Source organism: Luxibacter massiliensis, assembly GCF_900604355.1.
In the GTDB taxonomy this organism is placed as follows: Bacteria; Bacillota; Clostridia; order Lachnospirales; family Lachnospiraceae; genus Luxibacter; species Luxibacter massiliensis.
This window is the reverse complement of the sequence record NZ_UWOE01000001.1, coordinates 2,832,362-2,858,675: the sequence shown is the minus strand read 5'-3', so window position 1 is coordinate 2,858,675 and position 26,314 is coordinate 2,832,362. Positions and strand designations below refer to the sequence as shown.

The following is a 26,314-nucleotide window of genomic DNA, read 5'->3' as shown; positions in this document are numbered from 1 at the left end:
ATATTGTTGTATGGTTATTGACAAGAAAAAACCATGGTGATAGAATTATTTCAGATGCCCAACTAAGATGAGTTGGGCAAAAATTATCTGGCTGGGCAAAAGAAAGGGGAGACTGTATAATATGTATCAGGTTGTAAAACGGGATGGAAAAATAGCTGCATTTAATATATCAAAAATAAGCGACGCGATAAAAAAGGCATTTGAGGCTCAGGAAAAGGAATATAATCAGGATATTATTGACTTACTGGCATTAAAGGTGACAGCAGATTTTGAGCCTAAGGTAAATAAAAGCCTGGTATCTGTGGAAGATATTCAGGATAGTGTGGAGGCTGTGCTTATTAAGACCGGGTATGCGGATGTGGCAAAGGGGTACATCTTGTACAGGAAGCAGAGAGAAAAGATCCGCAATTTGAACTCTACATTGCTGGATTACAAAGAGATAGTGGACAGTTATGTAAAGATTACTGATTGGAGAGTGAAAGAAAATTCTACTGTGACATATTCCGTGGGGGGATTGATTCTGAGTAATTCAGGAGCTATTACGGCAAATTACTGGTTGTCTGAAATTTATGATGATGAGATAGGCAAGGCACACAAAAATGCAGATATCCATATTCATGATTTGTCCATGCTCACAGGGTATTGTGCGGGGTGGTCGTTGAAACAATTGATACAAGAAGGCCTGGGCGGAATACCAGGCAGAATTCAAGCGGCACCTGCAAAGCACTTAAGTGTGCTTTGTAACCAGATGGTGAATTTTCTAGGGATTATGCAGAACGAATGGGCAGGCGCCCAGGCTTTCTCTTCCTTTGACACGTATTTAGCTCCTTTTGTAAAAACAGACCATCTGACATATCCAGAGGTAAAGAAATGTATTGAATCCTTTATTTATGGGGTGAATATCCCATCCCGTTGGGGAACCCAGGCTCCTTTTTCTAATATTACCCTGGACTGGACAGTGCCCAATGACTTGTCCTGCCTTCCAGCCATAGTCGGCGGGGAGGAGCAGGGATTTACATACGGGGAATGCCAGCAAGAGATGGATATGATTAATAAAGCATTTATTGAGATTATGATTGAGGGGGATGCAGACGGAAGAGGATTCCAGTACCCTATTCCCACGTATTCTATCACAAATGATTTTGACTGGAGCGACACTGAGAATAACAGGCTCCTGTTTGAGATGACAGCCAAGTATGGTACGCCCTATTTTTCTAATTATATTAACAGCGATATGGAACCCAGTGATGTCAGGAGTATGTGCTGCCGCCTGCGCCTGGATCTGCGTGAACTCCGCAAGAAATCAGGAGGTTTCTTTGGAAGCGGTGAGAGCACAGGGTCTGTTGGAGTTGTAACAATTAATATGCCCAGAATCGCATATTTATCGGAGAATGAGGAAGAATTTTATAAAAGGCTGGATAAAATGATGGATATTTCCGCCAGGTCTCTTCATACAAAGCGTGTTGTAATATCGAAACTCATGGATGAAGGACTGTATCCTTATACAAAGAGATATCTGGGTTCTTTTGACAATCATTTTTCTACAATCGGCCTGATAGGCATGAATGAAGCTGGGCTGAATGCAAAATGGATCAGAGAAGACATGGCCCATGCAGAGACACAGCAGTTTACGAAGGATGTATTGAAGCATATGAGGGAGCGCCTGTCAGATTACCAGGAGATGTATGGCGACTTATATAATCTGGAGGCTACCCCTGCAGAGTCAACAACCTACCGTCTGGCTAAGCACGATGTGGCGCAGTTTGCGGATATTATTACTGCAGCAGAGGGGGATGGCACACCCTACTATACTAACAGTTCCCATCTTCCGGTGGGATACACGGAGGATGTGTTTGAAGCTCTGGATATCCAGGATGAGCTGCAGACATTGTATACCTCTGGGACGGTATTCCACACCTTTTTAGGAGAAAAACTTCCAGGATGGAAGGCGGCGGCTTCCCTGGTAAAGAAGATAGCTGAGAACTACAAGCTTCCCTATTATACCATGTCCCCCACCTATTCAATCTGTAAGAACCACGGCTATTTAAACGGAGAACAGTATCAATGCCCACATTGTGGTGGGGAGACAGAGGTTTACAGCCGCATTACAGGTTATTACAGGCCAGTCAAGAACTGGAATGATGGAAAGAGCCAGGAATTTAAAGACCGCAAAGTATATGATATTAAAAATTCACATCTCCATAAAGGAGGCAGGGCAGAAGAGAGAAGAAAGACGGAGTCAGACAAGGGCGGGGCGGCGCCCAGAACTCTGTTATTTACAACTAAGACCTGCCCAAATTGTAAAATAGCAGCGGGTTCTCTGGAAAAGGCCAGAATATCCTATGAACTAATAGATGCGGAAGAAAATGCTGAGCTTGTGAGGCAATATGGAGTTATGCAGGCTCCCACCCTGGTAGTTATTGGCCGGGAAGGGATTCAGAAGATGGCAAATGCCTCAAATATTAAGGCATATGCAGAGGGCAAATAGAGTAAGCTTGATTGTAGTAAAGCGGTATTCTGGAGTTTGGGCAAGAAAGCGGAGGAGTTAATATGTATGATATTGGTATAATTGGAGGCGGCACGGCAGGGATGACGGCTGCCATTTACGGACAAAGGGCGGGGAAACGTACTGTGGTTCTGGAGGGGATGAATTTCGGAGGGCAGATAGCTTCCACCCATAAGGTAGAGAATTATCCAGGGATTGCAAGCGTTAGCGGAAGCGAATTTTCTATGAATCTCTTAGATCAGGCGATGGGACTTGGGGCCGAGACAGCTATGGAGAAGGTGACAGGGATCAGGCCTGGTGACGGGGGGCAGATTATCGAGACAACGGGGAAGGAATACCCATGCCGCACAGTGATTTTAGCTACAGGTGTAACGCACAGACATTTGGGAGTGGAAAAGGAGGAGCGGTTTATAGGAGCAGGTGTTTCCTACTGTGCGACCTGTGACGGCGCATTTTTCCGGGGGCAGGATGTAGCAGTTGTAGGAGGGGGGAATACGGCCCTGCAGGATGCTGAATTTCTTTCTAATTATTGCCGTAAGGTATATTTGATACACAGAAGAGATGAATTCAGGGGCGACAGCAGTATGGTAGAAGTGCTGAAGGGCAAGGACAACGTGGAGTTTGTGCTCAGCGCCACAGTGAAGGGGATTCTGGGTGATACAGTCGTAGAAGGCCTTATATTGAATAACAAGAAAACAGGAGAGGACTTTAATCTTACTGTTGCAGGAGTATTTGTTGCAATTGGCCAGATCCCGCAGAATGAGATATTTGCAGAGTATATCAAACTGGATCACGCTGGATTTATCCTTGCATCTGAAGATTGCCTGACATCCCGGCCAGGCGTATTTGCAGCAGGAGACTGCCGCACCAAGGAAGTAAGGCAGCTCACAACGGCGGCAGCAGACGGCGCTGTGGCAGCGCTGGCTGCAAGTAAGTATTTAGCTGGCAGGTAAAAAGCAATAGGGCACAGAGGTGATAAGCGGTGATGCTCTCATGTCCAGTTAGCGACTGCTGCCAGGGTCAAATACCCCGATACTTGTATCGGGGTATTTGACTTACACAAAATAACAGGCCAATAAGGGCGGCACCTTTAATCGGTGTACAGTTTCATTCCCATCCAGGATTTCATATGGGACAGCATTTTATCATCGGGTTCTATAAGAATGCGGGTATTCTTCTGCCCAAGAGGGACCATGACAGCATAAATTTTATGGGACCCATCCCCGGAGGAAAAATCCAGGGTCTTATCTGCGTGGTAGGAATGGAGGCGCGGAGAATCTTTGGGGGCAATAATCTCCGCCTGCTGGATATCAAAACTATGCAGGCTTTTTCTTTTGGATTTACTATAGATTGCGTCAATCTGCATGTCGTGGTTTAGTATGGTATACTCGTACTCCACATTTAATTTCGGGAAAATCAAGTAATAGGCCCCAAAAGCGAGCACAACGGTGATCATAATACCTATAAAACCAATCAGAGGCATAGTAAAAATCAGGATCGCAGCTAATATTGCAATGGTAAGTATGCGAATTACAGTATCAGTGGCTCGGGTTTTTCGGGGTACAATCTGTTCATAAAAAGCGTCATTCATATCATGAAGTCCTTTCTGTCTGTAAATAATTAGTAACCATAATAGCTATCTTATAAGTCATGGCATCTTCAAACCTGCGGATATCCAGGCCTGTTTTCTTTTCGATCTGTTCCAGCCGGTATATCAGGGTGTTACGGTGCATGTGAAGCTGACGTGAAGTCTCAGCTATATTAAGGTTATTTTGGAAAAACTTATTAATGGTAGCTGTAAGATCCTCATCAAAGGAGCCAGGGATATCTTCACCGAATATTTCCCCCAGGAACTGTTCACAGACCGTGGAGGGCAGCCGATAAATCAATCGTCCTATCCCGAGCTGGTTATAAGGGAATATTTTCTGGTCTGAATAAAAAAGCCTGCCGACCTGAAGAGCCAGGCTTGTCTCCCTGAATGCGCCGGACAAATCAAGAAGTGTGTCAATTGTGCCGCTGTATGCGATCCTGACCTGGGCCAGCGCCTCTGTGTTGAGCGTGTCAATGAGCATAAGGGCCAGCCGCTGTATGTCATCAGTTGATTCTGAAGCCTTGAGGGGACGGAGGATGACAAGTGTTTTTTCAGTAATTCCTACCAGATATGTTTTTGTCTGGGAGGGGAAGAGATTCTTTAGAATCTCTGTGACAGTATCATCAAGGGGGTTCCTGGTTTCCAGAAGAAATAAGATTCTTGGTATTTCTGGATCTATGTGCAGGCGGGCTGCACGTTCAAAAATATCATACGACGGTATGCTGTCGGTCATCAGGCTTGACAGAAAATGGTTCTTGTTGTATTTCTCCTTATAGGCTGTAATCAGACAACGTATTTGTGCTAGTGCAAATTCTATTTCATCTGGAGTACTGGCTTTGGCATCCAATGTGATACCGGTTATTCTCTTCAGTTCAGATAAAGCTTTGTCAAGTTCCTGTGTGTGGCCCATGTCTGCTCCTTGTGTATACAGAAGAGGCTGCACTTAATAGCACAGCCCCTCTCTTATTAATTGTAATATTATTTTAAAGCATTAGTTTGTAATCGTCAACTCTGTTTCTTTGTCGAAAAGATGAATTTTCTCCATGTCAAGAGCAAATACAGCATCATCCCCTGTCCTTAATGTGGTGCGTGGGTTTACACGGGCTGTCAGCTGAGTACCTTCTACATCAAAGTACAGGTATACTTCTGCACCAAGCAATTCGTAAACTTTGATCTTAGAAGAAATAACGCTGTCAGGCGAGTTGCTGATAAATGCTTCTGAATCATGCACGTCTTCAGGACGGATACCAAGAACAATAGTTTTTCCATTATAGCCGCCGTCAATTAATGCTTTTTTCTTGGAAGCCGGTACCTTTAATTCATGCTTGCCGATCTGTAAAATTGCGTCATTCCCGTTAACCTTTACAACAGCATCCATGAAGTTCATCTGGGGAGAACCGATAAAGCCGGCAACAAACAGATTGCATGGGGTATTGTACAGATTCTGAGGAGTATCTACCTGCTGAACAACACCGTCTTTCATAACAACAATTCTTGTTCCCAAAGTCATGGCCTCTGTCTGGTCATGTGTTACGTAGATGATAGTAGCATTGAGATTTTCGTGCAGTTTAGAAATCTCTATACGCATCTGCACTCTCAGCTTTGCGTCAAGGTTAGAAAGAGGCTCATCCATAAGGAATACTTTTGGGTTACGTACAATGGCACGTCCCATAGCGACACGCTGTCTCTGTCCACCAGAAAGAGCTTTTGGCTTACGGTCAAGTAATTTCTCCAGGTCAAGGATTCTTGCAGCCTCACGGACCTTTTTATCAATCTCGTCTTTTGGCACTTTACGCAGTTTCAGGCCGAACGCCATATTATCAAATACTGTCATATGAGGATACAGAGCATAGTTCTGGAATACCATCGCAATATCGCGGTCTTTTGGCTCAACATCATTCATTACCTTGCCGTCGATTTCCAATGTTCCGCCGGAGATGTCTTCCAATCCTGCAATCATACGAAGAGTTGTAGATTTTCCACATCCAGATGGTCCTACGAAAATAATAAATTCTCTATCTTCAATATCGAGATTAAAATCTTTTACTGCATGAAAACCGTTAGAATAAATTTTTTGGATACCTTTAAGTGATAAGCTTGCCATTTGTACAGCCTCCTTGAATATAGTTGTTTCGTTGTTTTCTAAAATCAAGTATAGTAAAAATCCCGGTCTTGGACAATATCATGAGTAACCAAAAAAATGAGTGAAAAATGTACATTTCGACCAGAAGGTACGTGATAGATTATAAAATAGGCCATGGATTCTGAGTAGCAGTGTACATTGGCAGAAGTTATAATATGCATGTAACTGCCATGGCATTACAAGTTAGTGGGGCCACAGTGCTAAATGTATACCTGGAAAGAATAGGAGAAATGGACTGATAGACTATAGATAAAACAGAGGGGGCATATATTTGACAATTGGAAGATAGAACGTATTGTGATATACTGAAATTCGAAATGGATAGTCAGGGAGGTTACAAAAGATGAGGAGAAGCAAACAGGGCCTTATATGGTTACATATTGCAGTGCTTTTATTTGGGCTGGCTGGATTGTTTGCGAAATGGGTGAGCCTTCCATCTGTGATTATTGTGCTGGGCCGGGTCGTGTTCTCATCTCTGTTTTTATTTATACTGCTTAAAATAAAACAGGAGCCAATGGGCCTTAATAGTTTTAAGGATTATGTGCTGATGATTACGGCCGGAATTGTACTTGCAGTGCACTGGACGACTTTTATGCAGTCTATCCAGTCATCTACCGTGGCCGTGGGGACACTGACCTTCTCTACATTTCCGCTGTTTGTTACCTTTCTTGAACCACTTCTGTTTCGTGAAAAGCTGCGGGTATCCAGCATCATGTCTGCTTTTATCATGCTGGCAGGGGTTTTGTTTATCGTGCCGGAGTTTGAGATAGGGAATAGGATGACCCAGGGGGTGCTTTGGGGGATGGCCGGGAGTCTGTCATATGCGGTTCTTTCGTTGATGAACAGGCTTTTCATGGAAAGGTATACGAGCAGTAAAACAGCCTTTTATGAGCAGGCTACGGCTAGTATTGTGCTTCTTCCAACGGTATTTATTCTTCAGCCGACCGCCGAGGCAAGGGATATCCTGGTTTTGCTGCTGCTCGGAGTAGTATTTACTGCGGTGGCGCATACTATGTATATAGAAAGTCTCAAATATGTAAAGGTGCAGACAGCCGGGATTGTATCAGGACTAGAATCAGTGTATGGTATTTGCGCAGCATTTCTATTTCTGGGTGAGAAGCCGGGAATAAAAGAGCTGGCAGGCGGGATGATTATACTTGGCGTAGTATTCTATACAACTTTGGCATCTTCTGGAAAAATAAAAGATTGATAGGCGTTACTTGGGAGGATGACATGAAAAATATATTAGACTATTTTACAATAGAAGGAGAAATAGGGGGCAACCAGGAGTGGTTCCGCAATGTGGTGATGCATGTAGGGGGATGCGGGGCGGCGACAGCCTGTGACTCCTGTATTTATTTTGCACTTCACAGAGGCATGGAGAAACTCTATCCTTTTGATGTGGAACAGTTGTCAAAGGAAGACTATATTCGGTTTTCCATGAAAATGAAACCATATATCAGGCCGCGGGCAGGGGGAGTAAAAAAACTATCGATGTATATAGACGGATTTTCCAAATACTTAGAGGATATAGGGGAAACGGAACTGTCGATGAAAGGTTTTTCCGGGAACCATAGCTTCGTGGAGGCGGCAGTATTCATAAAAAAACAAATTGATCTGGGAATGCCAGTCCCCTATCTTATGCTCAAGCACATAAATCCAAAATATAAAGACTTCGTATGGCATTGGTTTCTGTGCTTTGGATATCAGGAAGAGGCAGAAGACCTGCTGATAACCGTAGCGACCTATGGGGAGGCAAGCACATTCTCATTGCGGGAACTGTGGGAGACAGGATACCAGGAGAAAGGCGGGTTGATTGAGTATTTGAGGACGTAACCTTTTGCGCTTTTGTTACGTCCCAAATTGGCTGCAGTGGTGTACCTGATTGACGAACCGGGGTTTATCCGCTACAATAGGGATATTGATTATTTAAAGAAGAGGAGTTTTTGATTATGGCGAATCCAATTGTTACGTTTGAGATGGAGAATGGAGATATTATGAAGGCTGAACTGTACCCTGAGGTGGCGCCTAATTCGGTTCGGAACTTTGTTTCGTTAGTAGGGCAGGGGTTTTATGACGGGTTGATTTTCCACCGTGTGATCAGTGGTTTTATGATTCAGGGAGGCTGCCCCGACGGTACGGGGATGGGGGGCCCGGGTTATACGATCCCAGGTGAGTTTTCACAGAATGGGTTTGCCAATGACCTGGCCCATGATGAGGGGGTACTCTCCATGGCTAGGGCCATGCATCCCGATTCTGCAGGTTCCCAATTCTTTATTATGCACAAAAAGTCCCCTCATCTTGACGGGGCATACGCTGCATTTGGAAAGATTACAGAGGGGATGGATATTGTAAATAAAATAGCCGGCATAGATACGGACTACAGTGACAGGCCACTGGAGCCGCAAGTGATGAAGAAGGTAACGGTGGAGACATTCGGTGAAGAGTACGGCGAGCCTGAGAAGGCCTGAATGCCATGGAAAGAAAACTACAGAATCCGGCGGTTGTCTGTATGCTGGCATTGCTCTGCTGTGGTTTGTGGGGAAGTGCATTCCCTTGTATCAAAGTCGGATATGAGTGGTTGGGAATAGAGGGAACCGGGAGCCAGATAGTATTTGCTGGCTACCGGTTTTTCCTCTCTGGCGTGCTGACGTTTATATTTGGGTGTTTGTTGGAGAGGCGTATTTTGACCATGCAACGTTCTTCCATCCCCTACATTTTGAGGCAGGGTATACTCCAGACTATGATACAATATGTCTGCTTTTACATAGGTTTGGCAAACACAACCGGAACGAAAGGTTCTATTATAAATGCTTCTAATGGGTTTGTGTCAATTGTAGCGGCGCATTTCATGCTGCAGTCTGAGAAAATGACCTGGAAAAAAGGAATTGGCTGTATTTTCGGCCTGGCAGGCATCATAGTTATAAATCTGGCCCCCGGCACCTGGGGAGAAGGCTTTTCTGTACAGGGGGAAGGGATGATCCTTGTGTGTACAGTAGCCTATGGTGTCAGCACAGTCATATTAAAAATGATTTCAGGTAAGGAGAGTCCTATGACCATTACCTCCTATCAGATTTTGTTTGGCAGTATATTTTTAATTATAATCGGATTTATAATGGGAGGGAAGGTAGAAGGATTTACTCTGAAATCGTCTTTGCTCCTACTGTATATGGCATTGCTGACAACAGTTGCATTTAGCATATGGACTATTTTGTTAAAATATAACCCTGTGGGCAGGGTAGCTGTATATGGTTTTACAATTCCCATTTTTGGAGTGGCGCTTTCTGCTGTTTTTCTTGGAGAAAAAATCATATCAGTCAGAAACCTTTCGGCTCTTTTGCTGGTAAGCCTGGGGATTCTTATTGTTAATGGGAAGTCACCCGCCCTTTCGGGCAAAAATAGAGAAGCTCAGGGAGATAAATAGAACGGATATAGGCTAAATAATGGAGGGACATGCCTGTATGGAGATGATTCACGCAGAAAAATTGATATACGAATATGAGAAGCGGGATGAAGAGGGGAATGTAACTGGGGTGAACCGTGCTGTAGATGCGGTGGATATGGATATAGCCCCAGGAGATTTTATTGCTGTTCTGGGGCACAATGGTTCAGGCAAGTCTACTCTGGCCAAGCACATAAACGCCATTTTGCTGCCAACAGGGGGGACTATTTGGGTAAATGGCAGGGACACAAGGATACCGGAGAATCTGTGGGATATCCGCCAGTCCGCTGGGATGGTATTCCAGAATCCAGATAATCAGATTATTGGCACTGTTGTGGAAGAGGATGTTGGATTTGGCCCGGAAAACCTTGGCATACCTACAGATGAAATATGGAAGCGGGTGGAAAAAAGCCTAAAGTCTGTGGGGATGCTAAAATACCGTTACCAATCACCCAATAAACTGTCAGGAGGCCAGAAACAGCGGGTGGCCATAGCGGGAGTAATAGCAATGGAACCGCAGTGTATTGTGTTGGATGAACCTACGGCCATGCTTGACCCTAATGGAAGAAAAGAGGTCATCCGTACAGTACAAAATCTGCGCAGGGAAAAAAAGGTGACAGTTATCCTGATTACACATTATATGGAAGAGGTAATAGATGCAGACCGGGTATATGTAATGGACAGCGGGCGAATTGTGATGCAAGGATCCCCCAGAGATATTTTCAGCAGGGTGGATGAGCTGAAGCGCTTTCATCTGGATGTCCCGCAGGTTACAATGCTGGCTGAAGAATTGAGGAAAAGAGGAATGAAACTTCCGGCAGGGATTTTAAGGATGGAGGAGTTGGTGGAGGAATTATGTCAATTAAGTTAGAGCACATTAACTATACGTATAGTCCAAAAACAGCATATGAAAAACAGGCTCTCATAGACATAAATTTGGAAATTTCCCAGGGAGAATTCGTGGGAATTATCGGCCATACAGGTTCAGGAAAATCTACTTTGATCCAGCACTTTAATGGACTGCTCAAAGCCAGCTCTGGCGCCTTATATTATGAGGGGGTAAATATTTATAGTAAGGATTATGATATGAAGAAGCTGCGCAGTAAGGTTGGCCTTGTATTCCAGTATCCTGAACATCAGCTTTTTGAGTCGGAAGTGCTCTCAGATGTCTGTTTTGGCCCTAAAAATCTTGGGTTTTCCCCTGAAGAATGTGAGATAAGGGCGAAAGAAGCACTAGAATTAGTGGGTTTTCCCAAAAAGTATTATCATCAGTCTCCCTTTGAACTGTCAGGCGGGCAAAAAAGACGGGCCGCTATAGCAGGCGTCCTGGCAATGCATCCAGGCGTCCTAGTACTAGACGAGCCGACTGCGGGGTTAGATCCCCAGGGGCGGGATGAGATACTGGATCAAATAAGCAGGCTGCACAAGGCGACAGGCATGACAGTCATACTTGTTTCCCATAGCATGGAAGATATTGCGAGATATGTGGGGCGTATTGTTGTGATGAACAAAGGCGAAATCATGTATGACGGACAGCCTGGAGAGGTGTTCGCACACTACAGAGAACTGGAGAAGGTTGGCCTGGCGGCGCCCCAGGTGACTTATATTATGCATGCGTTAAAACTGAGAGGAATGCCTGTTAGGACAGATGTAACAACTGTGGAAGAGGCGGCAGAAGACATTATAAGGAGTTTCCATGATTAGAGATATTACAATTGGCCAGTACTATCCTGCAGAGAGTATTATACACAAACTGGATCCTAGAGTGAAAATTATCTGTACGCTGCTGTTTTTAGTATCACTTTTTGTGCAGAGCAGCATATGTGGTTATATGATAGCAACCTTGTTCCTGGGGGGAGTCATATGGGCAGGGAAAGTACCTGCCAGGTATATAGTCAAGGGACTAAAGCCGATTGTGATGCTTCTTCTGATTACTGTGCTGTTTAATTTGTTTCTTACAAGAGAGGGAAGGGAACTGGCACAGTTCTGGGTTTTTCGCATTACAGACCGTGGGCTGAGGATATCGGTGTATACAGCTATCCGGCTGATATATCTGATCCTGGGATCTTCAATTATGACATTCACAACTACGCCGAACGCACTGACAGATGGGATAGAAAAGCTGCTCCGCCCTCTGAATAAAATAAGAGTGCCGGTACACGAGGTTGCCATGATGATGTCTATCGCCCTGCGTTTCATTCCTATATTGCTGGAGGAAACCGACAAAATTATGAAAGCTCAGATTGCCAGGGGAGCTGATCTGGAGAGCGGGAATATTGTACAGAGGGCAAAGGCCATGATCCCCATACTTGTCCCCCTCTTTGTATCTGCTTTTAGAAGGGCAAATGATTTGGCTATGGCAATGGAGGCCCGGTGTTACAGAGGCGGGGACGGGAGAACCAAAATGAAACCTCTTTTTTATGGGAAGAGGGATTATCTGGCCTATTTTATAGCCGTCCTATATTTGGCCCTAGTGTTTTTTGCTGGCCGCTATGTGCCGCTTGAGATATGGATTTTTTAGGGGGTATGTATGAGACGGATTAAATTGACAGTAGCTTACGATGGGACAAATTACTGCGGCTGGCAGGTGCAGCCCAATGGCATCACAGTTGAGGAGGTTCTCAACCGCCACTTGTCCCAGCTGACAGGGGAGGACATCCGGGTGATTGGCGCGAGCCGTACAGATTCAGGAGTGCACGCCCTGGGAAATGTAGCTGTATTTGACTCGGATACTTCTATTCCGCCTGGACGCCTGGCTTATGCGCTGAACCGGCGGCTTCCTGAGGATATTGTGGCTGTGGCGTCCCAGGAGGTGCCAAAGGGATGGCACCCCAGACATTGCGAATGCACTAAGACTTATGAATACCATATTTTGAACCGGCCGGTGCCTGACCCCACCAGGCGGCTCACCACATATTTTGTATCCTATGGGTTGGATATAGAGAAAATGAGGAGTGGGGCACAATATCTTATTGGAGAACATGACTTTTCCAGCTTCTGTAATATACGTACAAATGTTGAAGATACAGTCCGCACCATCTACAAATTAGAAATTCTGAGAGCAGGGGACGAGATAACAATCCAAATGATAGGAAATGGATTTTTATATAATATGGTACGTATTATTACAGGCACTCTTTTAAGAGTTGGGCGTGGTTTTTATATGCCAGAACAAGTGGAGGAGATACTTAGGAAGAAGGATAGGACTGCAGCTGGTATAACAGTCCCGCCCCAGGGATTAGTGCTGAAAGAGATTCATTACAAGGATTCACCCGGCCTTTTCAGATAATCTGGTTGTGGAATGGGTAAGATACGGTATATAATGGAATAGTTAATCAATATAACTTATGGAGGGTAAAATTATGAGAATTTTAAAAGCAGAGAATTATGAAGATATGAGTAAAAAAGCGGCAAATATCATTGCCGCACAGGTGACATTGAAACCAGAGTGTGTGCTGGGACTGGCTACAGGGTCTACGCCTATCGGCACGTATGATGTACTGACAGAAAAATATAACCAGGGTGAACTGGATTTTGGAGGGGTATCTACGGTAAATCTGGATGAATATAAAGGGTTGGACAGGGAGAATGACCAGAGCTACTACTACTTTATGCATAAACATCTTTTTGACCGTGTGAATATTGATAAGAGCCGTACCAACGTGCCAAACGGAATGGAACCAGATGCAGATAAGGAATGCCGAAGATATGAGGAGCTGATTGCTTCTTTGGGAGGCGTAGATATGCAGCTTCTGGGCCTTGGGCATAATGGGCATATTGGATTTAATGAGCCGGCCGATGCTTTTGACAAAGAGACACACTGTGTGGATTTAACAGAAAGTACGATTGAAGCAAATAAGAGATTTTTTGCTTCAGCAGAGGATGTTCCCAGACAGGCATATACTATGGGGATTAAGACGATTATGCAGGCTAAAAGAATTCTTGTAGTCGTTAATGGAGAGGAGAAGGCTGACATTGTGGCAAAGGCATTTTTCGGCGAGGTTACTCCACAGGTTCCGGCATCTATCCTGCAGCTGCATCCTGATGTCACTGTTGTGGCCGATGCTGCAGCACTGTCAAAAATCCCTGAATAAGAGCGTGCCGCCTGCTTCAGTGGCGGAGAGAAAGAAGGTTGGAAGAATATGATTATTAAGAATGCACTGGTATTTAATGAGGACAAGAAGTTTGCCTTGGGAGAAGTTATTATGGAAAACGGCCTGTTTGCCGCTTCAGCAAGAGATAGTGAGGAAGCGGTGGATGCTGAAGGCTGCTATGCTATACCCGGCCTGGTGGACATTCATTTCCACGGCTGTGTGGGGGATGATTTTTGTGATGCTAGCTTGGAGGGGATTGCAAATATAGCTGCATATGAGGCCTCTGTGGGGGTTACTTCTATCTGTCCCGCCACGATGACACTGCCTGAGGAGGAACTGCACAAGATTATGCAGACAGCGGCAGAGTATAAAAGTGAGAATGGCGCCAAGCTTATTGGCATTAATATGGAAGGCCCTTTTATCAGCGCAAAGAAGAAAGGGGCCCAGGCTGCGGACCATATACGTATGTGCGATACAAAGCTGTTTAACAGCCTGCAGGAAGAATCAGGGAAATTAATAAAATTGGTTGATATTGCGCCGGAAAATGAGGGCGCGCTGGAATTTATCGAGAAAGTAAAGGGAGAAGTTGTTGTATCACTGGCCCATACAACTGCAGATTATGATACGGCCGCGCTGGCACTTGACAAGGGCGCAAGCCATATTACACATCTGTATAACGCCATGCCTCCATTTAACCACCGGGATCCTGGTGTCATCGGCGCTGCAAGAGATAGCCAGGACTGCCATGTGGAGCTGATATGCGATGGCGTTCATATTCACCCTTCTGTAGTGAGGGCGACCTTTGAAATGTTCGGTGCAGACAGGGTTATATTGATTAGTGACAGCATGAGGGCCACCGGCCTGACTGACGGTCAGTATACTCTCGGCGGCCAGGATGTATTTGTGAAGGGGGCCAGAGCCACGCTGGCGGATGGAACAATTGCGGGTTCTGCAACGAACCTGATGGCATGCCTGCGGGTTGCGGTACAGAAAATGGGTATCCCCCTCGAGGATGCAGTTGCCTGCGCTACGATAAACCCGGCCCGCGAGATTGGGGCTGATGATGTGTGCGGCAGTATTACACCGGGGAAGGCGGCGGATTTGGTTCTTTTGGATAAGGAACTAAATGTAAAGGCTGTATATATAAATGGGAGAAAACAAGTATGACTTTTATCCGGAAGCACCCAAGGGCAGTTTTCATTGTCGGATTAGTGGTTCTTGTATTGGGTTTATTGGCCTGGTGGCAGCGCCAGGCCACATTATCTAATGCGACAGCTACAAAATTAGAGGACGAACCTAGAAAAAGCGGTAAGGCAGTCTCAGATTTCTATTCCGGCCAGCTGACTGTCAAAGAAAAAGAGAATTATGATTTGATGAAGGAGAGGCTGGATGAACTGTCAGGAGGAGTGGTGGAATTTCCAGAACCGATGAATGGGGAGGAATATCTAAGAGTGACGGGCGCCCTGGAAGATGAAGGGTATAACTACTTTTATGGGTTCTATGATATACCTATGACTGAGGATAATATGTATGTAAAATATAAGACGTCAGATCTTACCACTGTCAGCGATAAGATTATCTCTAAAGCAATTTTATTTTTATCCTGCGCCGAGGGGATTAATGAGGCGGGGGAATACTCAGAGGAGGGGGAAGTCTTGAATCTGGATGAGATCCAGAAGGGACTTTCAGTTAATTCCAAGCAGGGGAAAGCCGCTATTGAGGATATGGATAGTAAGACAGAGGGGATTCTGGAGGAGATTCTGGATAATTTGCCGGACGACTATGGGGAGAAAAAGGCTGTTGACTATTTTCTGTCCTGGCTGGATGAACATATATCCCCGGCATCCCATGTAGGGGAGGACGCGCTGAACTTTTCGAGCATGGATGAGGTCTTTGAGGGGGTATATATCTATAACAATCTTTCTGCCCTTGTAAAAGAAAAAGCCACTGCACTTGGATCCGCTAAAATATTGTCTGAATTGTGCAGCCGTGCCGGAATGGAGTCGCATATTGTTCTTGGAGTGTGGGAGAAAAACCGTATCAGCCAGGAAGGGTATGTTTTTTGTGCAGTGGAAATGAACGGACAGACTATATATGTGGATGCCAGCGGTGAGAAAGGAATGGACCTGGGGGAACAGCGATATCTGACAGAGAAGGAAGCCATGAATCATATGAAATTTGTTGAATATTTTGATTATCAATGATTTGTGGATTTTATACGAAAATATTAAAAAAAAATAAACATTATAACTAAAATATAAATTAATTTTAGCAGTGCAGTTGACTTTTACCTACCATTTTGCTATATTAAGTTTACTAAATAAATCGCGATGGGTTGTTACTGTAAGGCAGGCAAAACCAGATTTTATGAACAAGGCGTGCGCCGTGTTTATAAAGTTTGGTTTTTTTTTGTAATATAGGAAATTTCATCTGTTTACACGATAAAATTTCCCGGGGGTATGCATTTTATATATTCTTTGTTTTAAAAAAGGATTTTCAAAAATTTACTAGATTATTTGCATATTGGATAGTAATCTGAAAAAACTGGCAATAATAGACAAGGGATTTTGTTTTAAAGGGATTAAGAATTAGTTATGGTAATTGAAAAAATTATAAACAATAATATTGTTTCTGCCCATGATGATGCTGGCAGGGAAGTGGTTATTATGGGACGCGGCATCGGATTTGGAACGAAACCGGGAAAGCAGGTGGCAGAGTCCAGAATCGAAAAGATATTCAGAATCAAAAGCCAGACTCTCGCCGGACAGTTTAAAGAACTTCTGGCAAATATGCCTTTGGAACACGCCCAAATATCTGATGATATTATCTCTTATGCAAAGGGCCATCTGAAATTAAAGCTGAACCAGAGTATTTATGTGACTCTGACAGACCATATTAATTTTGCGATTGAGCGCTGCAGCCAAGGGATACCATTGGAAAATGCTCTTTTATGGGAGATAAAAAGATTCTATCCACAGGAATATCAGTTGGGGAGATATGCAGTAAATATGATCGAAAACCGGCTGCACATATCTTTGCCTGAGGACGAAGCGGGGTTTATTGCACTGCATTTTGTAAATGCCGAGTATGGAACTGACATCAAAGATACACTCAATTTCCCTAATTTAATGAAAGATATTCTGGAGCTTGTCAAAAAGGAGTTAGGGATTGAGTTTGATGAGAACTCACTGCATTATGAGAGGTTCGTCACCCATGTGAAGTTTTTGCTCCAGAGGGTATACAGGAAGGAACTGCTTCCCAATGAAGAAAATGAACTGGCAGAGATGATGCGGATTAAATATCCAAAGGAATACAGGTGTAGTAAAATAGTTGCGGAATATATAGAAAAGGCGACAAACAGCAAAATATCTGGAGAGGAAATTATGTATTTATCTATCCACATCCGGAGAGTAACAATGGCAGAAGATTAAATATAAGGAGGATAAAAAATGTTTGATTTTTTGAAAAAAAAGAAGGAGACGAAGCATTTGCTGGGGGCCCCTGCCAGAGGCAAGGCAGTACCGCTGAAGGAGGTAAACGACCCTACCTTTGCCGATGAACTGCTTGGAAAGGGAATTGCAGTCATCCCGGCAGAGGGAAAGATTTGTGCGCCGGCAGACGGTAGAATTGGGATGGTCTTTGATACTCTCCACGCCCTAAGCATGACAACAGAGTATGGGGCGGAAGTGCTGATCCATGTAGGCCTTGACACTGTAAAACTGAAAGGCGACGGTTTTGAGGGCCATGTGGCTGCCGGTGACTCAGTAAAGAAAGGAGACCTTCTCCTGACAGTGGATTTGGAGAAAGTAAAGGCGGCTGGCTACGATATAATTACTCCTATGCTGATTTGCAATACAGCAGATTATGCCTCGGTGGAGGGTGTTGCAGCAGGGAATGTGGAACTTGGAGATGATATTTTGTCTGTGGAAGAAAAATAACAGAGAATCACAAGTGTATTTTATCCGGCAGGGCGCCGGTTTAAAATAAAGCAAAGGGATTAGCAACAATGAAAGGATTTGAGAAGGAGGAAAAGTATGAAATATTTACAGAGATTAGGTAAGTCTTTGATGCTCCCGGTGGCATGTCTGCCGGTAGCGGCTATTCTGCAGGGAATCGGCTACTGGATTGACCCAACTGGCTGGGGGGCGAATAATGTAATTGCTGCGTTTTTACTTAAGGCAGGCGGCGTCCTGATCGACCAGATGGCAATCTTATTTGCTATCGGTGTTGCAGTTGGTATGTCCGATGATAATGATGGTACGGCAGGGTTGGCAGGCCTTGTTTCCTGGCTGATTACCACCACTGTATTGTCACCTGCATCCGTATCCATGCTGACAAAAGTGGAGGAAGCAGCAGTGGATCCTGCATTTTCCAAAATTCAGACACAGTTCATCGGTATACTTTGCGGTCTGATTGCAGCCGCATGTTACAATAAATTTAAAAATACAAAGCTGCCTGATGCATTTTCATTTTTCAGTGGGAGAAGATGTGTTGCTATCGTAACTGCAGGAGCATCATTGATTGCTGTATTAATTCTGTTTTTCGCATGGCCTGTTATCTATGGTGCCTTGGTTGCATTTGGTGAATTTATTATGGGACTTGGGGCAGCAGGCGCTGGATTATACGGCTTCTTCAACAGATTACTTATACCATTTGGATTGCATCATGCTTTGAATTCTGTATTCTGGTTTGATATTGCAGGAATAAATGATATCGGGAAGTTCTGGGGAACTATGGAAGGCGGCGTGCTGGGCCAGACAGGTATGTATATGTCAGGTTTCTTCCCTGTTATGATGTTCGGCCTTCCGGCAGGAGCGCTGGCAATGTACCACACGGCAAAGGACAACAAGAAGAAAATTGCAATGGGACTTTTGTTCTCGGCGGCTCTTGCGTCCTTCTTTAACGGCGTTACAGAACCATTGGAATTCTCATTTATGTTCTTGGCTCCGCTTTTGTATGGTATCCATGCAGTGCTGACTGGTATTTCTATGGCAGTTGTAGCTCTGCTTCCGGTACGCGCAGGTTTCAATTTCAGTGCAGGCTTTGTCGACTGGTTCCTGAGCTTTAAGGCGCCATTCGCTATGAACCCACTTCTTCTGATTCCGATTGGCATCGTAGTAGGTATTATCTATTATATTATCTTCAGAATTGTTATTGTGAAGTTTAACCTGAAAACACCAGGGAGAGAAGACGATGATGACGATTCCGCAGCACAGCTTGCAAATGATGATTTTACTGAAGTTGCCAGAATTGTCTTAGAAGGCGTAGGCGGCAAAGAGAATGTGACAAGTGTGGACAATTGTATCACAAGGTTGCGCCTTGAAATCAAGGACTATACTGCAGTAGACGAGAAGGTGATTAAGTCAGCGGGAGTTGCCGGTGTCATCAGGCCTAGCAAAAATGCGGTTCAGGTTATTATCGGAACTAAGGTACAGTTTGTTGCTGATGAATTTAAGAAGCTCTGTAAATAATCAGAGGCGTCTTACTTGTAGTTCTTGCTATAACCCGCTTGTTGGGGTATAATCTACCTGGTATTGGCGGGTATAACATAATCCCTTTTTCAAAAAGACCGCAAAAAGCGGTCTTTTTGGATTTTAATTAGATTTATATTATCGGTAAGCATAGGAGGCGGATCGCAAGTATCTGCCTGAGCAGAAAGGCGGGATGAAAAGTGAAGTATATATTGGAAGCGTGCGTGGACAGTGTCCAGTCTGCCATTGAGGCGGAGAAAGGGGGTGCTGCCCGTGTGGAACTTTGCAGTAATCTTATCATTGGGGGGACCTCCCCTGGCAGAGCATTATTTTCCCAGGTAAGAGAGAATACAGATTTAGAAATCCGGGTCCTTCTGCGGCCCAGGTTTGGAGATTTCTGTTATGACGAGTATGAGTTTGCAGTTATGAAAGAAGATATACAGATGTACAGGGAATTGGGAGCGGACGGGATTGTTACAGGTATTTTAGCGCCAGACGGGACACTGAATATGGGGCAGATGAAAGAACTGATTGCTGAAGCGGGCAATATGGATATGGCGCTGCACCGGGCATTTGACGTGAGCTGGGATCCTTTTGTGACGCTTGAGCAGGCGGTTTCACTGGGAATGAAGACCATACTGACAAGTGGGCAGCGAAATACAGCATGGGAGGGGAGAGAGCTGCTTGCCAGGCTCGCAGAACAGAGTGAAGGGCGGATTGAGATTCTGGCAGGTGCGGGTATCAGTCCTGAGACAATAGAAAAGCTGCTGGCTTATACGAAGGTTACGGCTTATCACATGTCAGGAAAGGTGACAAAGGATAGCAGGATGCAGTTCAGGCGGAACGGGGTCAGTATGGGGTTCCCTGGGTTCAGTGAATATGAAATATGGCAGACTGACGCAGAGAACATACGCAAGGCAGTGGAAGTCCTGGAAAGTAATTTAATGCCTTGACAAATGTGGGGGAATAAGATAAGATTTCAACATATATAGAAAAGCTAAGAAGAGAACAAGTAGCGGCTGACGCGGATAATACAGAAAGCTGCCGGGTGATGAGAGGCGCGTGACCGGTCTGCTGCGAATACATCTTGGAGCTTCACACCCAAAGCAGTGCCAGAGAAAGAAGGAGGGTATGTTGTGAGTAGGCTGTGACGGTTTGGTGCACGTTACCGCACTGAGTGATTAAGCAAGGGAGGCTATCCCCTGTGAGATCTACTCACTGAGGCAGATGGCGGGAGCCGTCTGTGAATGAAGGTGGTACCACGAGCTTAAGAGCCCTCGTCCTTTATAGACGGGGCTCTTCTTTTATATTAAATGAAAATCTACTGATAAGAAAAGGAGAAATGAAGATGACATTATATGAAGAGCTTCAGGCAAGGGGATTGATTGCCCAGGTGACGGATGAGAAATTAATTGCAGATTTAATTAACAATGGGAAAGCTACATTCTATATAGGGTTTGACCCCACAGCAGACAGCCTGCATGTAGGACATTTTATGGCACTTTGTTTTATGAAGCGTCTGCAGATGGCGGGAAATAAACCCATTGCCCTAATAGGCGGGGGGACAGGGATGATCGGGGATCCATCCGGAAGGTCTGATATGAGGCAGATGATGACAGTTGAAACTGTCAAGCATAATTGTGACCGATTTAAGGAACAGATGAGTAAATTCATCGATTTTTCTGAAGGAAAAGCCCTGATGATAAATAATGTGGACTGGCTGGCAGACTTAAATTATATAGAAGTACTGCGTGAGGTAGGATCACATTTCAGCGTAAACCGTATGCTTGCTGCAGAATGTTACAAGCAGAGAATGGAAAAAGGATTGACTTTCCTGGAGTTTAACTACATGATTATGCAGGCCTATGACTTTTATGAGTTATTTGAGAGATTCGGCTGCAACTTACAATTTGGGGGAGATGACCAGTGGGGCAATATGTTGGCTGGGACAGAACTGATACGCCGCAAATTGGGGAAAGATGCAAGTGCCATGACGATTACGCTTCTCTTGAATTCAGAGGGTAAAAAGATGGGGAAAACACAGTTAGGCGCTGTGTGGCTTGATCCTAATAAAACAACTCCTTTTGATTTTTATCAGTATTGGAGAAATATTGCAGATGCAGATGTATTAAAGTGTATCCGTATGCTTACCTTCCTGCCTCTCGAGGAGATCAATGAGATGGATTCCTGGGAGGGGAGCCAGCTGAACAGGGCAAAGGAAATTTTGGCCTATGAGCTGACGAAAATGGTCCACAGCGAGGAGGAGGCCGTTAAGGCCCAGGAAAGCGCCAGAGCGCTGTTCAGCCAGGGAAATGCGGCAGAGATGCCTACTGCTGAACTGTCAGGGGCGGAATTTGCCGAAGGGCCGGTGGATATTCTGACTTTACTCCATAAAAGTGGTCTTGTGGCTTCAAAATCTGAGGCGAGACGCGCTGTAGAGCAGGGAGGAGTCTCTGCCGGAGGGGAAAAGGTGACAGATATACATGCTTCCTATCCAGCAGATATATTTGCCGGAGAAGGGTTGATTTTGAAAAAAGGCAAAAAAAACTTCCGGAGAATTGTTATAAAATAGAGTCTTTTAAAGTAACATTAGCATAGAGACAGGAGGTAATGAATATGGCATTTAAAGAAATATTGATTGAAGAGTTACAGTTTAATCCGTTCACGAAGATAGGGAAAGAGTGGATGCTGGTGACAGCGGGAGATGAAAAGAACCATAATACGATGACTGCCAGTTGGGGCGGCATGGGCGTTATGTGGAGTAAAAACGTAGTGAGTGTTTATATCCGTCCCCAAAGATACACAAAAGAATTTGTGGACTCCAATGACACGTTCACACTTTCTTTCTTTGATGAAAAGTACAGGAGTGCATTAACCATATGTGGTACAAAATCCGGCCGCACGTGTGACAAAGAAAAAGAAGCAGGGCTGACCCCCTATTATGTGGAGGGGACGACGGCATTTGAGGAAGCAGAACTCATACTGGTGTGCAGGAAACAGTATCATCAGGATATGAGGCCAGAGAATTTTGATGTGCCGGAGAATGATGCCAAGTGCTACCCACAGAAAGACTACCACACGATGTATATGGCAGAAGTAGAAAAGGTACTCGTGAGAGCCTAGATGGCAGGGGTATAAAGGGGACAGTCCCTTTTGCAAAAGGGACTGTCCCCTTTGACCTCCATTGTCAGAATTGTTTTAAAAATTGGACACTGTAGGGGGGCATGTCGACATATCCGTTCAAGGTATGTTCCTTCTGGGTGAGAAGATCAATATAATTTCCATGAAGTTCTCCATTGTCTGCCCTAAATTCTGAATTTGATGCGTTGACGGCTACCAGTACTCTTTCTATGTCTGTTTTCCGTTCAAAAATCAACTGGTGGTTTGTAATTAAAATATTGTGGTATCCTCCATTGCAGAGGGCATCACTGGCTCTGCGCAGAGATATTAGTTTTATTATAAATTCTGTCAATTCATTTGGTTTAGGCTGCTCAAATGATGGCCGGAGGGCGTAATCGTTGTCAGGCGCCTTGACACCTTCTTCTCCCCATTCACTTCCATAGTAGATACAAGGAATCCCGGGCATTCCGAAAAGAATGCCGTAGGCTAAAGGAAGGTGGTTTTTGTCTGTGAGTATGCTGGCAATTCGGGTGACATCGTGGTTGTCTACAAAATTCATTAAATGTTTGCCACGGTAAATACACCATTGCTCAGGGCCGTATTGGCGGTTCAGTGAATGGGCGATTTCAAACAAATTCATACTATTGAGGCTGGAATAAATTCCCTTATAACATTCATAATTCGTACAGCTGTGGAGCATGCTGTCGTTGACAATCAAATTGTAATCGCCAAACAGCACTTCTCCGATTAATGCAAAGCCTGGTTTGAGCTCTTCACAAAATGTACGGAGCTTTCTCATAAAATTATGGTCAAGGCTGTAGGCGACATCCAGGCGCAGTCCATCAATACCAAATTCATCTATCCAGAACCGTACACAATCCAATAGGTAGTCAACAACAGCGGGGTTTTGCAGGTTCAGTTTTACAAGCTCGAAATGGCCTTCCCAACCCTCATACCAGAAACCGTCATTGTAGCCGCTGTTCCCATCAAAGTTAATGCAGAACCAGTCTTTATAAGGAGAATCCCATTTCTTATCCTGCACGTCACGAAATGCCCAAAATCCCCGTCCTACATGATTAAAGACTCCATCCAGCATGATTTTGACATCAAATTCATGAAGTGTATCGCATACATATTTGAAATCTTCATTTGTTCCAAGGCGGCAGTCTATTTTCCGAAAATCCCGGGTGTCATAGCCATGGTTATCCGATTCGAAAATAGGATTCAAAATAATAGAGCCTATTCCCAGTTTTTGAAGATATGGCGCCCAATCTGCAATCTTTCGTATCCGCGGGGCGCTCTGACCGTCATTATGGACGGGAGCACCACAGAAACCGATGGGATATATTTGATAAAAAGTTTCGTTATATGCCCACATAAAATTACACCTGCTTTCTAAAAAAGTAGTACTTTTTATAATGAAAAAGTACTATGTTAGTATACCATGATTCTAAGTAAAAGTAATGCTTTTCAATTGTTTTTTATGTATAAGGAATGTATACTATTAGCAGGAATTATGTACATGGAGGATAAAGGGTTGAGGAAAAACAAAAGATATGTTTTGATATGGGCGGCAGTCCTGATTTTGATAAGCTTGGCCGCAACAGGATGCACATTTGCAAAGAAAACAGCCGAGAAGAAAAGTGAGGTTAAGGCTGCCCAAGAGCAGAAAAAAGAAGAGCCGGACGAAGAGGAAAAAGAAGAGGAGAAAACTGAGGAATATAAAAAAGGGACAGTAAATGGGAGCCACTTCGAAAGTGAATGGATGAACATTCGCATAGATTTACCAGAATCTTTAACAATGGCCTCTGATGAGGATATTGCCGATGCAGTTGATGTGGGGAAGGCATATACGACTGAAGAGAGGGCAGATTTGATTGAGGAAACCTATGAGCAGGGAACAGTGATTTATGAAATGATGGCTGCGGCAGCGCCAGGGATACCCAATATTAATATCGTAGTCCAGAATACGGGCATGAAAAATATTACTTCTAAGCAGCTGGCCGAGTATGCCAAACAAAATTTGGAAAGCTCCCTGGAGGAAGGAGCGGCCTACACACCGGTAGAGGATATCCATACAGTGGAAATTGCCGGTGAAAGCTATGAATGCCTCAAAGCAAAATTGTCAGCCAATGGAGTACAGATAAATTCAGAGCTTTATGTAAGGGTAAAAAGTGAGTATTCAATAGAAATGACGGTCACTTATACAGATGATACAGCCGGATTAAAAGATGAGCTGCTGGCTTCGGTTAAGCCTTATGTGTAAAGCGCTCATACACCGCAAAGGCCGTATTTAGAGAGTATCCCAAAGATTGTGTAAACCTTCAAACTGATGTAAGATAAAATTACTCAGTTTGGAGGTTTATTTTATGGCAAGAAAAAAAGATTCACCACAAAAAGCAGCACTCAGAGAGATGATGGGGGCTTACCTAAAGGAAAACAATGTAAAAGTCAAAGATGGTACGGATGTAAATTCCATCATGCGGGATATGATGTCTGTCATTTTTGAAGGTGCCCTGGATGAAGAACTGAATGAAGAACTCGGCTATTCCAAATATGACTACAGAAATAAAGAGACGGATAACAGCCGGAATGGATACTCCCAGAAGACGGTGCACACCAGTTACGGAGACATGGAGTTAGATATTCCCCGTGACCGTAAAGGGGATTTTGAACCACAGGCAATCAAGAATTACCAGAATACAGTGACGCAGGACATGGAGGAAAAGATCATCTCTATGTATGCAAAGGGAATGACCACTGCGGATATAGAAAGCCATATGAAGGGCTTATACGATATCGGTATCTCAGACAGTACCATCAGCCGGATCACAGATAAAATACTTCCTATCGTAAAGGAGTGGCAGGAACGTCCACTGGAAGATATTTATGCCGTTGTCTTTATGGATGCGGTCCATTATCATGTACGAAATGAGGGACGGATCGTAAAAAGAGCGGTCTATATCGCGATAGGGATTGATATGGACGGACATAAGGATGTGCTTGGTATGTATGTGGGGCAGAATGAAAGCGCGAAATTCTGGCTGTCAATTTTAAACGGTTTAAAAAACCGTGGCGTACAGGATATCCTGATCGCCTGCGTAGATGGTCTTACCGGATTTCCACAGGCAATCGAAGCTGTCTACCCGGAAACAGAGGTTCAGCAGTGTATCATTCATCAGATCCGGAATACCACAAAGTTTGTCTCTTACAAGGAAATCAAACCATTAATGGCTGACTTGAAACGCGTATACGCTGCACCAACGGAAGAAATCGCTTTATCTGAACTGGACAGTTTTGATGAGAAATGGAGCGGAAAATACCCTAAGATAGTGAAATCCTGGAAGGATAACTGGGCGAACCTGTCGACTTATTTCAAGTACCCGGAAGCAGTCAGACGCCTTATTTATACTACAAATGCTATCGAAGGTTTCAACCGCCAACTTCGGAAAGTCACAAAATCCAAGACGATCTTTCCATCAGATGGCAGCCTTCTAAAAATGCTGTATCTGGCAATGATGGATATCACGAAAAAATGGACAGGGCACCGCCAGGACTGGGGCCAGATCCACTCCCAGTTGGAGATCTTCTTTGAAGAACGCCTGTCAGGATTATAACCAGAGCCTTAATATCATAGGGCTGCCGCGGCAGTCCTGCTTGACATGCATGAAATCTGGATTATAATACAGGAAAGGGACAAAGCCTAAGAAATGGCTTTGCCCCTTAGAAACTAATAACATATCTTATATCAGTTTTTTCTGTTTACACAAAATTTGAAACTCTCTCAGACTCCCTGAATAGGCTCGAAAGGCTCGAAAAAACAGGCGGAAAAACCGCCTGCTCTTGACATGCCTTTTAATAACTGCTATATATAAAATGAGGGTGAAAGTTCTCTTTTCGTAGCCTTTCACCCTTCATTATCATAGAAGAATCTTATTTACAGACTT

General features: G+C 44.3%; 25 protein-coding genes. 21 read left to right on the top strand and 4 right to left on the bottom strand.

What is annotated here, in order from left to right; genetic code table 11:
• Positions 1-121 precede the first annotated feature (121 nt).
• Together EFA47_RS13150 and trxB are read left to right on the top strand one after the other, a co-directional pair.
• Positions 122-2,488, top strand: a complete 2,367-nt coding sequence (locus EFA47_RS13150) for a ribonucleoside triphosphate reductase (protein WP_122644538.1) — start codon at positions 122-124, stop codon at positions 2,486-2,488.
• A gap of 62 nt (positions 2,489-2,550) precedes the next feature.
• A complete protein-coding gene (gene trxB, locus EFA47_RS13145) occupies positions 2,551-3,459 on the top strand; it encodes a thioredoxin-disulfide reductase (protein ID WP_122643694.1) in 909 nt (302 codons plus the stop codon).
• Between the two features lie 137 nt (positions 3,460-3,596).
• On the opposite strand, the gene EFA47_RS13140 is transcribed toward trxB, so the two are convergent.
• From EFA47_RS13140 to EFA47_RS13130, 3 genes are all read right to left on the bottom strand, one after another.
• Positions 3,597-4,097, bottom strand: a complete 501-nt coding sequence (locus tag EFA47_RS13140) for a DUF6106 family protein (RefSeq protein ID WP_122643693.1) — start codon at positions 4,095-4,097, stop codon at positions 3,597-3,599.
• Between the two features lies 1 nt (position 4,098).
• Complete coding sequence (locus tag EFA47_RS13135; RefSeq protein ID WP_122643692.1) at positions 4,099-5,007, bottom strand: PucR family transcriptional regulator; 909 nt, start codon at positions 5,005-5,007, stop codon at positions 4,099-4,101.
• An 81-nt stretch (positions 5,008-5,088) separates the two neighbouring features.
• A complete protein-coding gene (locus EFA47_RS13130; RefSeq protein WP_122643691.1) occupies positions 5,089-6,201 on the bottom strand; it encodes an ABC transporter ATP-binding protein in 1,113 nt (370 codons plus the stop codon).
• A gap of 382 nt (positions 6,202-6,583) precedes the next feature.
• On the opposite strand from EFA47_RS13130, the gene EFA47_RS13125 reads away from it, so the two are divergent.
• The 17 genes from EFA47_RS13125 (at position 6,584) to EFA47_RS13045 (ending at position 22,370) form a co-directional block, all read left to right on the top strand.
• Entirely contained in the window at positions 6,584-7,450 is an 867-nt protein-coding gene (locus EFA47_RS13125; protein WP_122643690.1) for a DMT family transporter, read from the top strand.
• A gap of 23 nt (positions 7,451-7,473) precedes the next feature.
• Entirely contained in the window at positions 7,474-8,076 is a 603-nt protein-coding gene (locus tag EFA47_RS13120; protein WP_122643689.1) for a hypothetical protein, read from the top strand.
• Positions 8,077-8,192: 116 nt separating this feature from the next.
• Positions 8,193-8,711 carry a peptidylprolyl isomerase gene (locus EFA47_RS13115; RefSeq protein WP_122643688.1) on the top strand — a complete coding sequence of 173 codons (519 nt, stop codon included), beginning with the start codon at positions 8,193-8,195 and terminating at the stop codon, positions 8,709-8,711.
• Positions 8,712-8,716: 5 nt separating this feature from the next.
• A complete protein-coding gene (locus tag EFA47_RS13110) occupies positions 8,717-9,664 on the top strand; it encodes a DMT family transporter (protein WP_122643687.1) in 948 nt (315 codons plus the stop codon).
• A 37-nt stretch (positions 9,665-9,701) separates the two neighbouring features.
• Positions 9,702-10,553 (top strand): energy-coupling factor transporter ATPase, encoded by an 852-nt coding sequence (locus tag EFA47_RS13105; protein ID WP_122644537.1) that lies wholly within the window; start codon positions 9,702-9,704, stop codon positions 10,551-10,553.
• On the top strand, positions 10,538-11,386 hold the full coding sequence (locus EFA47_RS13100; protein WP_122643686.1) for an energy-coupling factor transporter ATPase: 849 nt from the start codon (positions 10,538-10,540) through the stop codon (positions 11,384-11,386). The genes EFA47_RS13105 and EFA47_RS13100 overlap by 16 nt, the downstream gene beginning before the upstream one ends.
• Positions 11,379-12,203 (top strand): energy-coupling factor transporter transmembrane component T family protein, encoded by an 825-nt coding sequence (locus EFA47_RS13095; RefSeq protein ID WP_122643685.1) that lies wholly within the window; start codon positions 11,379-11,381, stop codon positions 12,201-12,203. The genes EFA47_RS13100 and EFA47_RS13095 overlap by 8 nt, the downstream gene beginning before the upstream one ends.
• Positions 12,204-12,212: 9 nt before the next feature.
• Positions 12,213-12,971, top strand: a complete 759-nt coding sequence (truA, locus tag EFA47_RS13090; RefSeq protein WP_122643684.1) for a tRNA pseudouridine(38-40) synthase TruA — start codon at positions 12,213-12,215, stop codon at positions 12,969-12,971.
• A 73-nt stretch (positions 12,972-13,044) separates the two neighbouring features.
• Positions 13,045-13,776, top strand: coding sequence for a glucosamine-6-phosphate deaminase (gene nagB / locus EFA47_RS13085; RefSeq protein WP_122643683.1), 732 nt, complete (start codon positions 13,045-13,047; stop codon positions 13,774-13,776).
• 48 nt (positions 13,777-13,824) lie between these two features.
• Complete coding sequence (gene nagA, locus EFA47_RS13080; RefSeq protein ID WP_122643682.1) at positions 13,825-14,943, top strand: N-acetylglucosamine-6-phosphate deacetylase; 1,119 nt, start codon at positions 13,825-13,827, stop codon at positions 14,941-14,943.
• Complete coding sequence (locus EFA47_RS13075; protein WP_122643681.1) at positions 14,940-15,980, top strand: hypothetical protein; 1,041 nt, start codon at positions 14,940-14,942, stop codon at positions 15,978-15,980. The genes nagA and EFA47_RS13075 overlap by 4 nt, the downstream gene beginning before the upstream one ends.
• A gap of 390 nt (positions 15,981-16,370) precedes the next feature.
• Positions 16,371-17,207 carry a BglG family transcription antiterminator LicT gene (gene licT, locus EFA47_RS13070; protein WP_122643680.1) on the top strand — a complete coding sequence of 279 codons (837 nt, stop codon included), beginning with the start codon at positions 16,371-16,373 and terminating at the stop codon, positions 17,205-17,207.
• Between the two features lie 18 nt (positions 17,208-17,225).
• Positions 17,226-17,714, top strand: coding sequence for a PTS sugar transporter subunit IIA (locus tag EFA47_RS13065; RefSeq protein ID WP_122643679.1), 489 nt, complete (start codon positions 17,226-17,228; stop codon positions 17,712-17,714).
• Positions 17,715-17,810: 96 nt separating this feature from the next.
• The gene (gene nagE / locus EFA47_RS13060) at positions 17,811-19,247 is read left to right on the top strand and encodes an N-acetylglucosamine-specific PTS transporter subunit IIBC (protein ID WP_122643678.1); all 1,437 of its coding nucleotides are present in this window, start codon (positions 17,811-17,813) and stop codon (positions 19,245-19,247) included.
• A gap of 200 nt (positions 19,248-19,447) precedes the next feature.
• A complete protein-coding gene (locus tag EFA47_RS13055; RefSeq protein WP_122643677.1) occupies positions 19,448-20,200 on the top strand; it encodes a copper homeostasis protein CutC in 753 nt (250 codons plus the stop codon).
• Positions 20,201-20,595: 395 nt separating this feature from the next.
• Entirely contained in the window at positions 20,596-21,819 is a 1,224-nt protein-coding gene (gene tyrS, locus EFA47_RS13050; RefSeq protein ID WP_122643676.1) for a tyrosine--tRNA ligase, read from the top strand.
• A gap of 44 nt (positions 21,820-21,863) precedes the next feature.
• Positions 21,864-22,370 carry a flavin reductase gene (locus tag EFA47_RS13045; RefSeq protein ID WP_122643675.1) on the top strand — a complete coding sequence of 169 codons (507 nt, stop codon included), beginning with the start codon at positions 21,864-21,866 and terminating at the stop codon, positions 22,368-22,370.
• A 64-nt stretch (positions 22,371-22,434) separates the two neighbouring features.
• On the opposite strand, the gene EFA47_RS13040 is transcribed toward EFA47_RS13045, so the two are convergent.
• Complete coding sequence (locus EFA47_RS13040; protein ID WP_122643674.1) at positions 22,435-23,745, bottom strand: alpha-amylase family glycosyl hydrolase; 1,311 nt, start codon at positions 23,743-23,745, stop codon at positions 22,435-22,437.
• Positions 23,746-23,904: 159 nt separating this feature from the next.
• On the opposite strand from EFA47_RS13040, the gene EFA47_RS13035 reads away from it, so the two are divergent.
• Complete coding sequence (locus tag EFA47_RS13035) at positions 23,905-24,633, top strand: hypothetical protein (protein ID WP_164690000.1); 729 nt, start codon at positions 23,905-23,907, stop codon at positions 24,631-24,633.
• Between the two features lie 148 nt (positions 24,634-24,781).
• Positions 24,782-25,984: an IS256 family transposase gene (locus EFA47_RS13030; RefSeq protein ID WP_330512233.1), complete on the top strand. Its 1,203-nt coding sequence runs from the start codon at positions 24,782-24,784 to the stop codon at positions 25,982-25,984.
• Positions 25,985-26,314: the final 330 nt, after the last annotated feature.

What these genes read in the sequence shown, in the direction of transcription:
- nagA (WP_122643682.1), top strand. Translation starts at nt 13,825, where the DNA reads ATGATTATTAAGAATGCACTGGTATTTAATGAGGACAAGAAGTTTGCC.
- EFA47_RS13095 (WP_122643685.1), top strand. Translation starts at nt 11,379, where the DNA reads ATGATTAGAGATATTACAATTGGCCAGTACTATCCTGCAGAGAGTATT.
- licT (WP_122643680.1), top strand. Translation starts at nt 16,371, where the DNA reads ATGGTAATTGAAAAAATTATAAACAATAATATTGTTTCTGCCCATGAT.
- EFA47_RS13045 (WP_122643675.1), top strand. Translation starts at nt 21,864, where the DNA reads ATGGCATTTAAAGAAATATTGATTGAAGAGTTACAGTTTAATCCGTTC.
- EFA47_RS13075 (WP_122643681.1), top strand. Translation starts at nt 14,940, where the DNA reads ATGACTTTTATCCGGAAGCACCCAAGGGCAGTTTTCATTGTCGGATTA.
- nagB (WP_122643683.1), top strand. Translation starts at nt 13,045, where the DNA reads ATGAGAATTTTAAAAGCAGAGAATTATGAAGATATGAGTAAAAAAGCG.
- trxB (WP_122643694.1), top strand. Translation starts at nt 2,551, where the DNA reads ATGTATGATATTGGTATAATTGGAGGCGGCACGGCAGGGATGACGGCT.
- nagE (WP_122643678.1), top strand. Translation starts at nt 17,811, where the DNA reads ATGAAATATTTACAGAGATTAGGTAAGTCTTTGATGCTCCCGGTGGCA.
- EFA47_RS13110 (WP_122643687.1), top strand. Translation starts at nt 8,717, where the DNA reads ATGGAAAGAAAACTACAGAATCCGGCGGTTGTCTGTATGCTGGCATTG.
- EFA47_RS13135 (WP_122643692.1), bottom strand. Translation starts at nt 5,007, where the DNA reads ATGGGCCACACACAGGAACTTGACAAAGCTTTATCTGAACTGAAGAGA.
- EFA47_RS13065 (WP_122643679.1), top strand. Translation starts at nt 17,226, where the DNA reads ATGTTTGATTTTTTGAAAAAAAAGAAGGAGACGAAGCATTTGCTGGGG.
- EFA47_RS13130 (WP_122643691.1), bottom strand. Translation starts at nt 6,201, where the DNA reads ATGGCAAGCTTATCACTTAAAGGTATCCAAAAAATTTATTCTAACGGT.
- EFA47_RS13030 (WP_330512233.1), top strand. Translation starts at nt 24,782, where the DNA reads ATGATGGGGGCTTACCTAAAGGAAAACAATGTAAAAGTCAAAGATGGT.
- EFA47_RS13125 (WP_122643690.1), top strand. Translation starts at nt 6,584, where the DNA reads ATGAGGAGAAGCAAACAGGGCCTTATATGGTTACATATTGCAGTGCTT.
- EFA47_RS13105 (WP_122644537.1), top strand. Translation starts at nt 9,702, where the DNA reads ATGGAGATGATTCACGCAGAAAAATTGATATACGAATATGAGAAGCGG.
- EFA47_RS13040 (WP_122643674.1), bottom strand. Translation starts at nt 23,745, where the DNA reads ATGTGGGCATATAACGAAACTTTTTATCAAATATATCCCATCGGTTTC.
- EFA47_RS13115 (WP_122643688.1), top strand. Translation starts at nt 8,193, where the DNA reads ATGGCGAATCCAATTGTTACGTTTGAGATGGAGAATGGAGATATTATG.
- tyrS (WP_122643676.1), top strand. Translation starts at nt 20,596, where the DNA reads ATGACATTATATGAAGAGCTTCAGGCAAGGGGATTGATTGCCCAGGTG.
- EFA47_RS13100 (WP_122643686.1), top strand. Translation starts at nt 10,538, where the DNA reads ATGTCAATTAAGTTAGAGCACATTAACTATACGTATAGTCCAAAAACA.
- truA (WP_122643684.1), top strand. Translation starts at nt 12,213, where the DNA reads ATGAGACGGATTAAATTGACAGTAGCTTACGATGGGACAAATTACTGC.
- EFA47_RS13140 (WP_122643693.1), bottom strand. Translation starts at nt 4,097, where the DNA reads ATGAATGACGCTTTTTATGAACAGATTGTACCCCGAAAAACCCGAGCC.
- EFA47_RS13120 (WP_122643689.1), top strand. Translation starts at nt 7,474, where the DNA reads ATGAAAAATATATTAGACTATTTTACAATAGAAGGAGAAATAGGGGGC.
- EFA47_RS13150 (WP_122644538.1), top strand. Translation starts at nt 122, where the DNA reads ATGTATCAGGTTGTAAAACGGGATGGAAAAATAGCTGCATTTAATATA.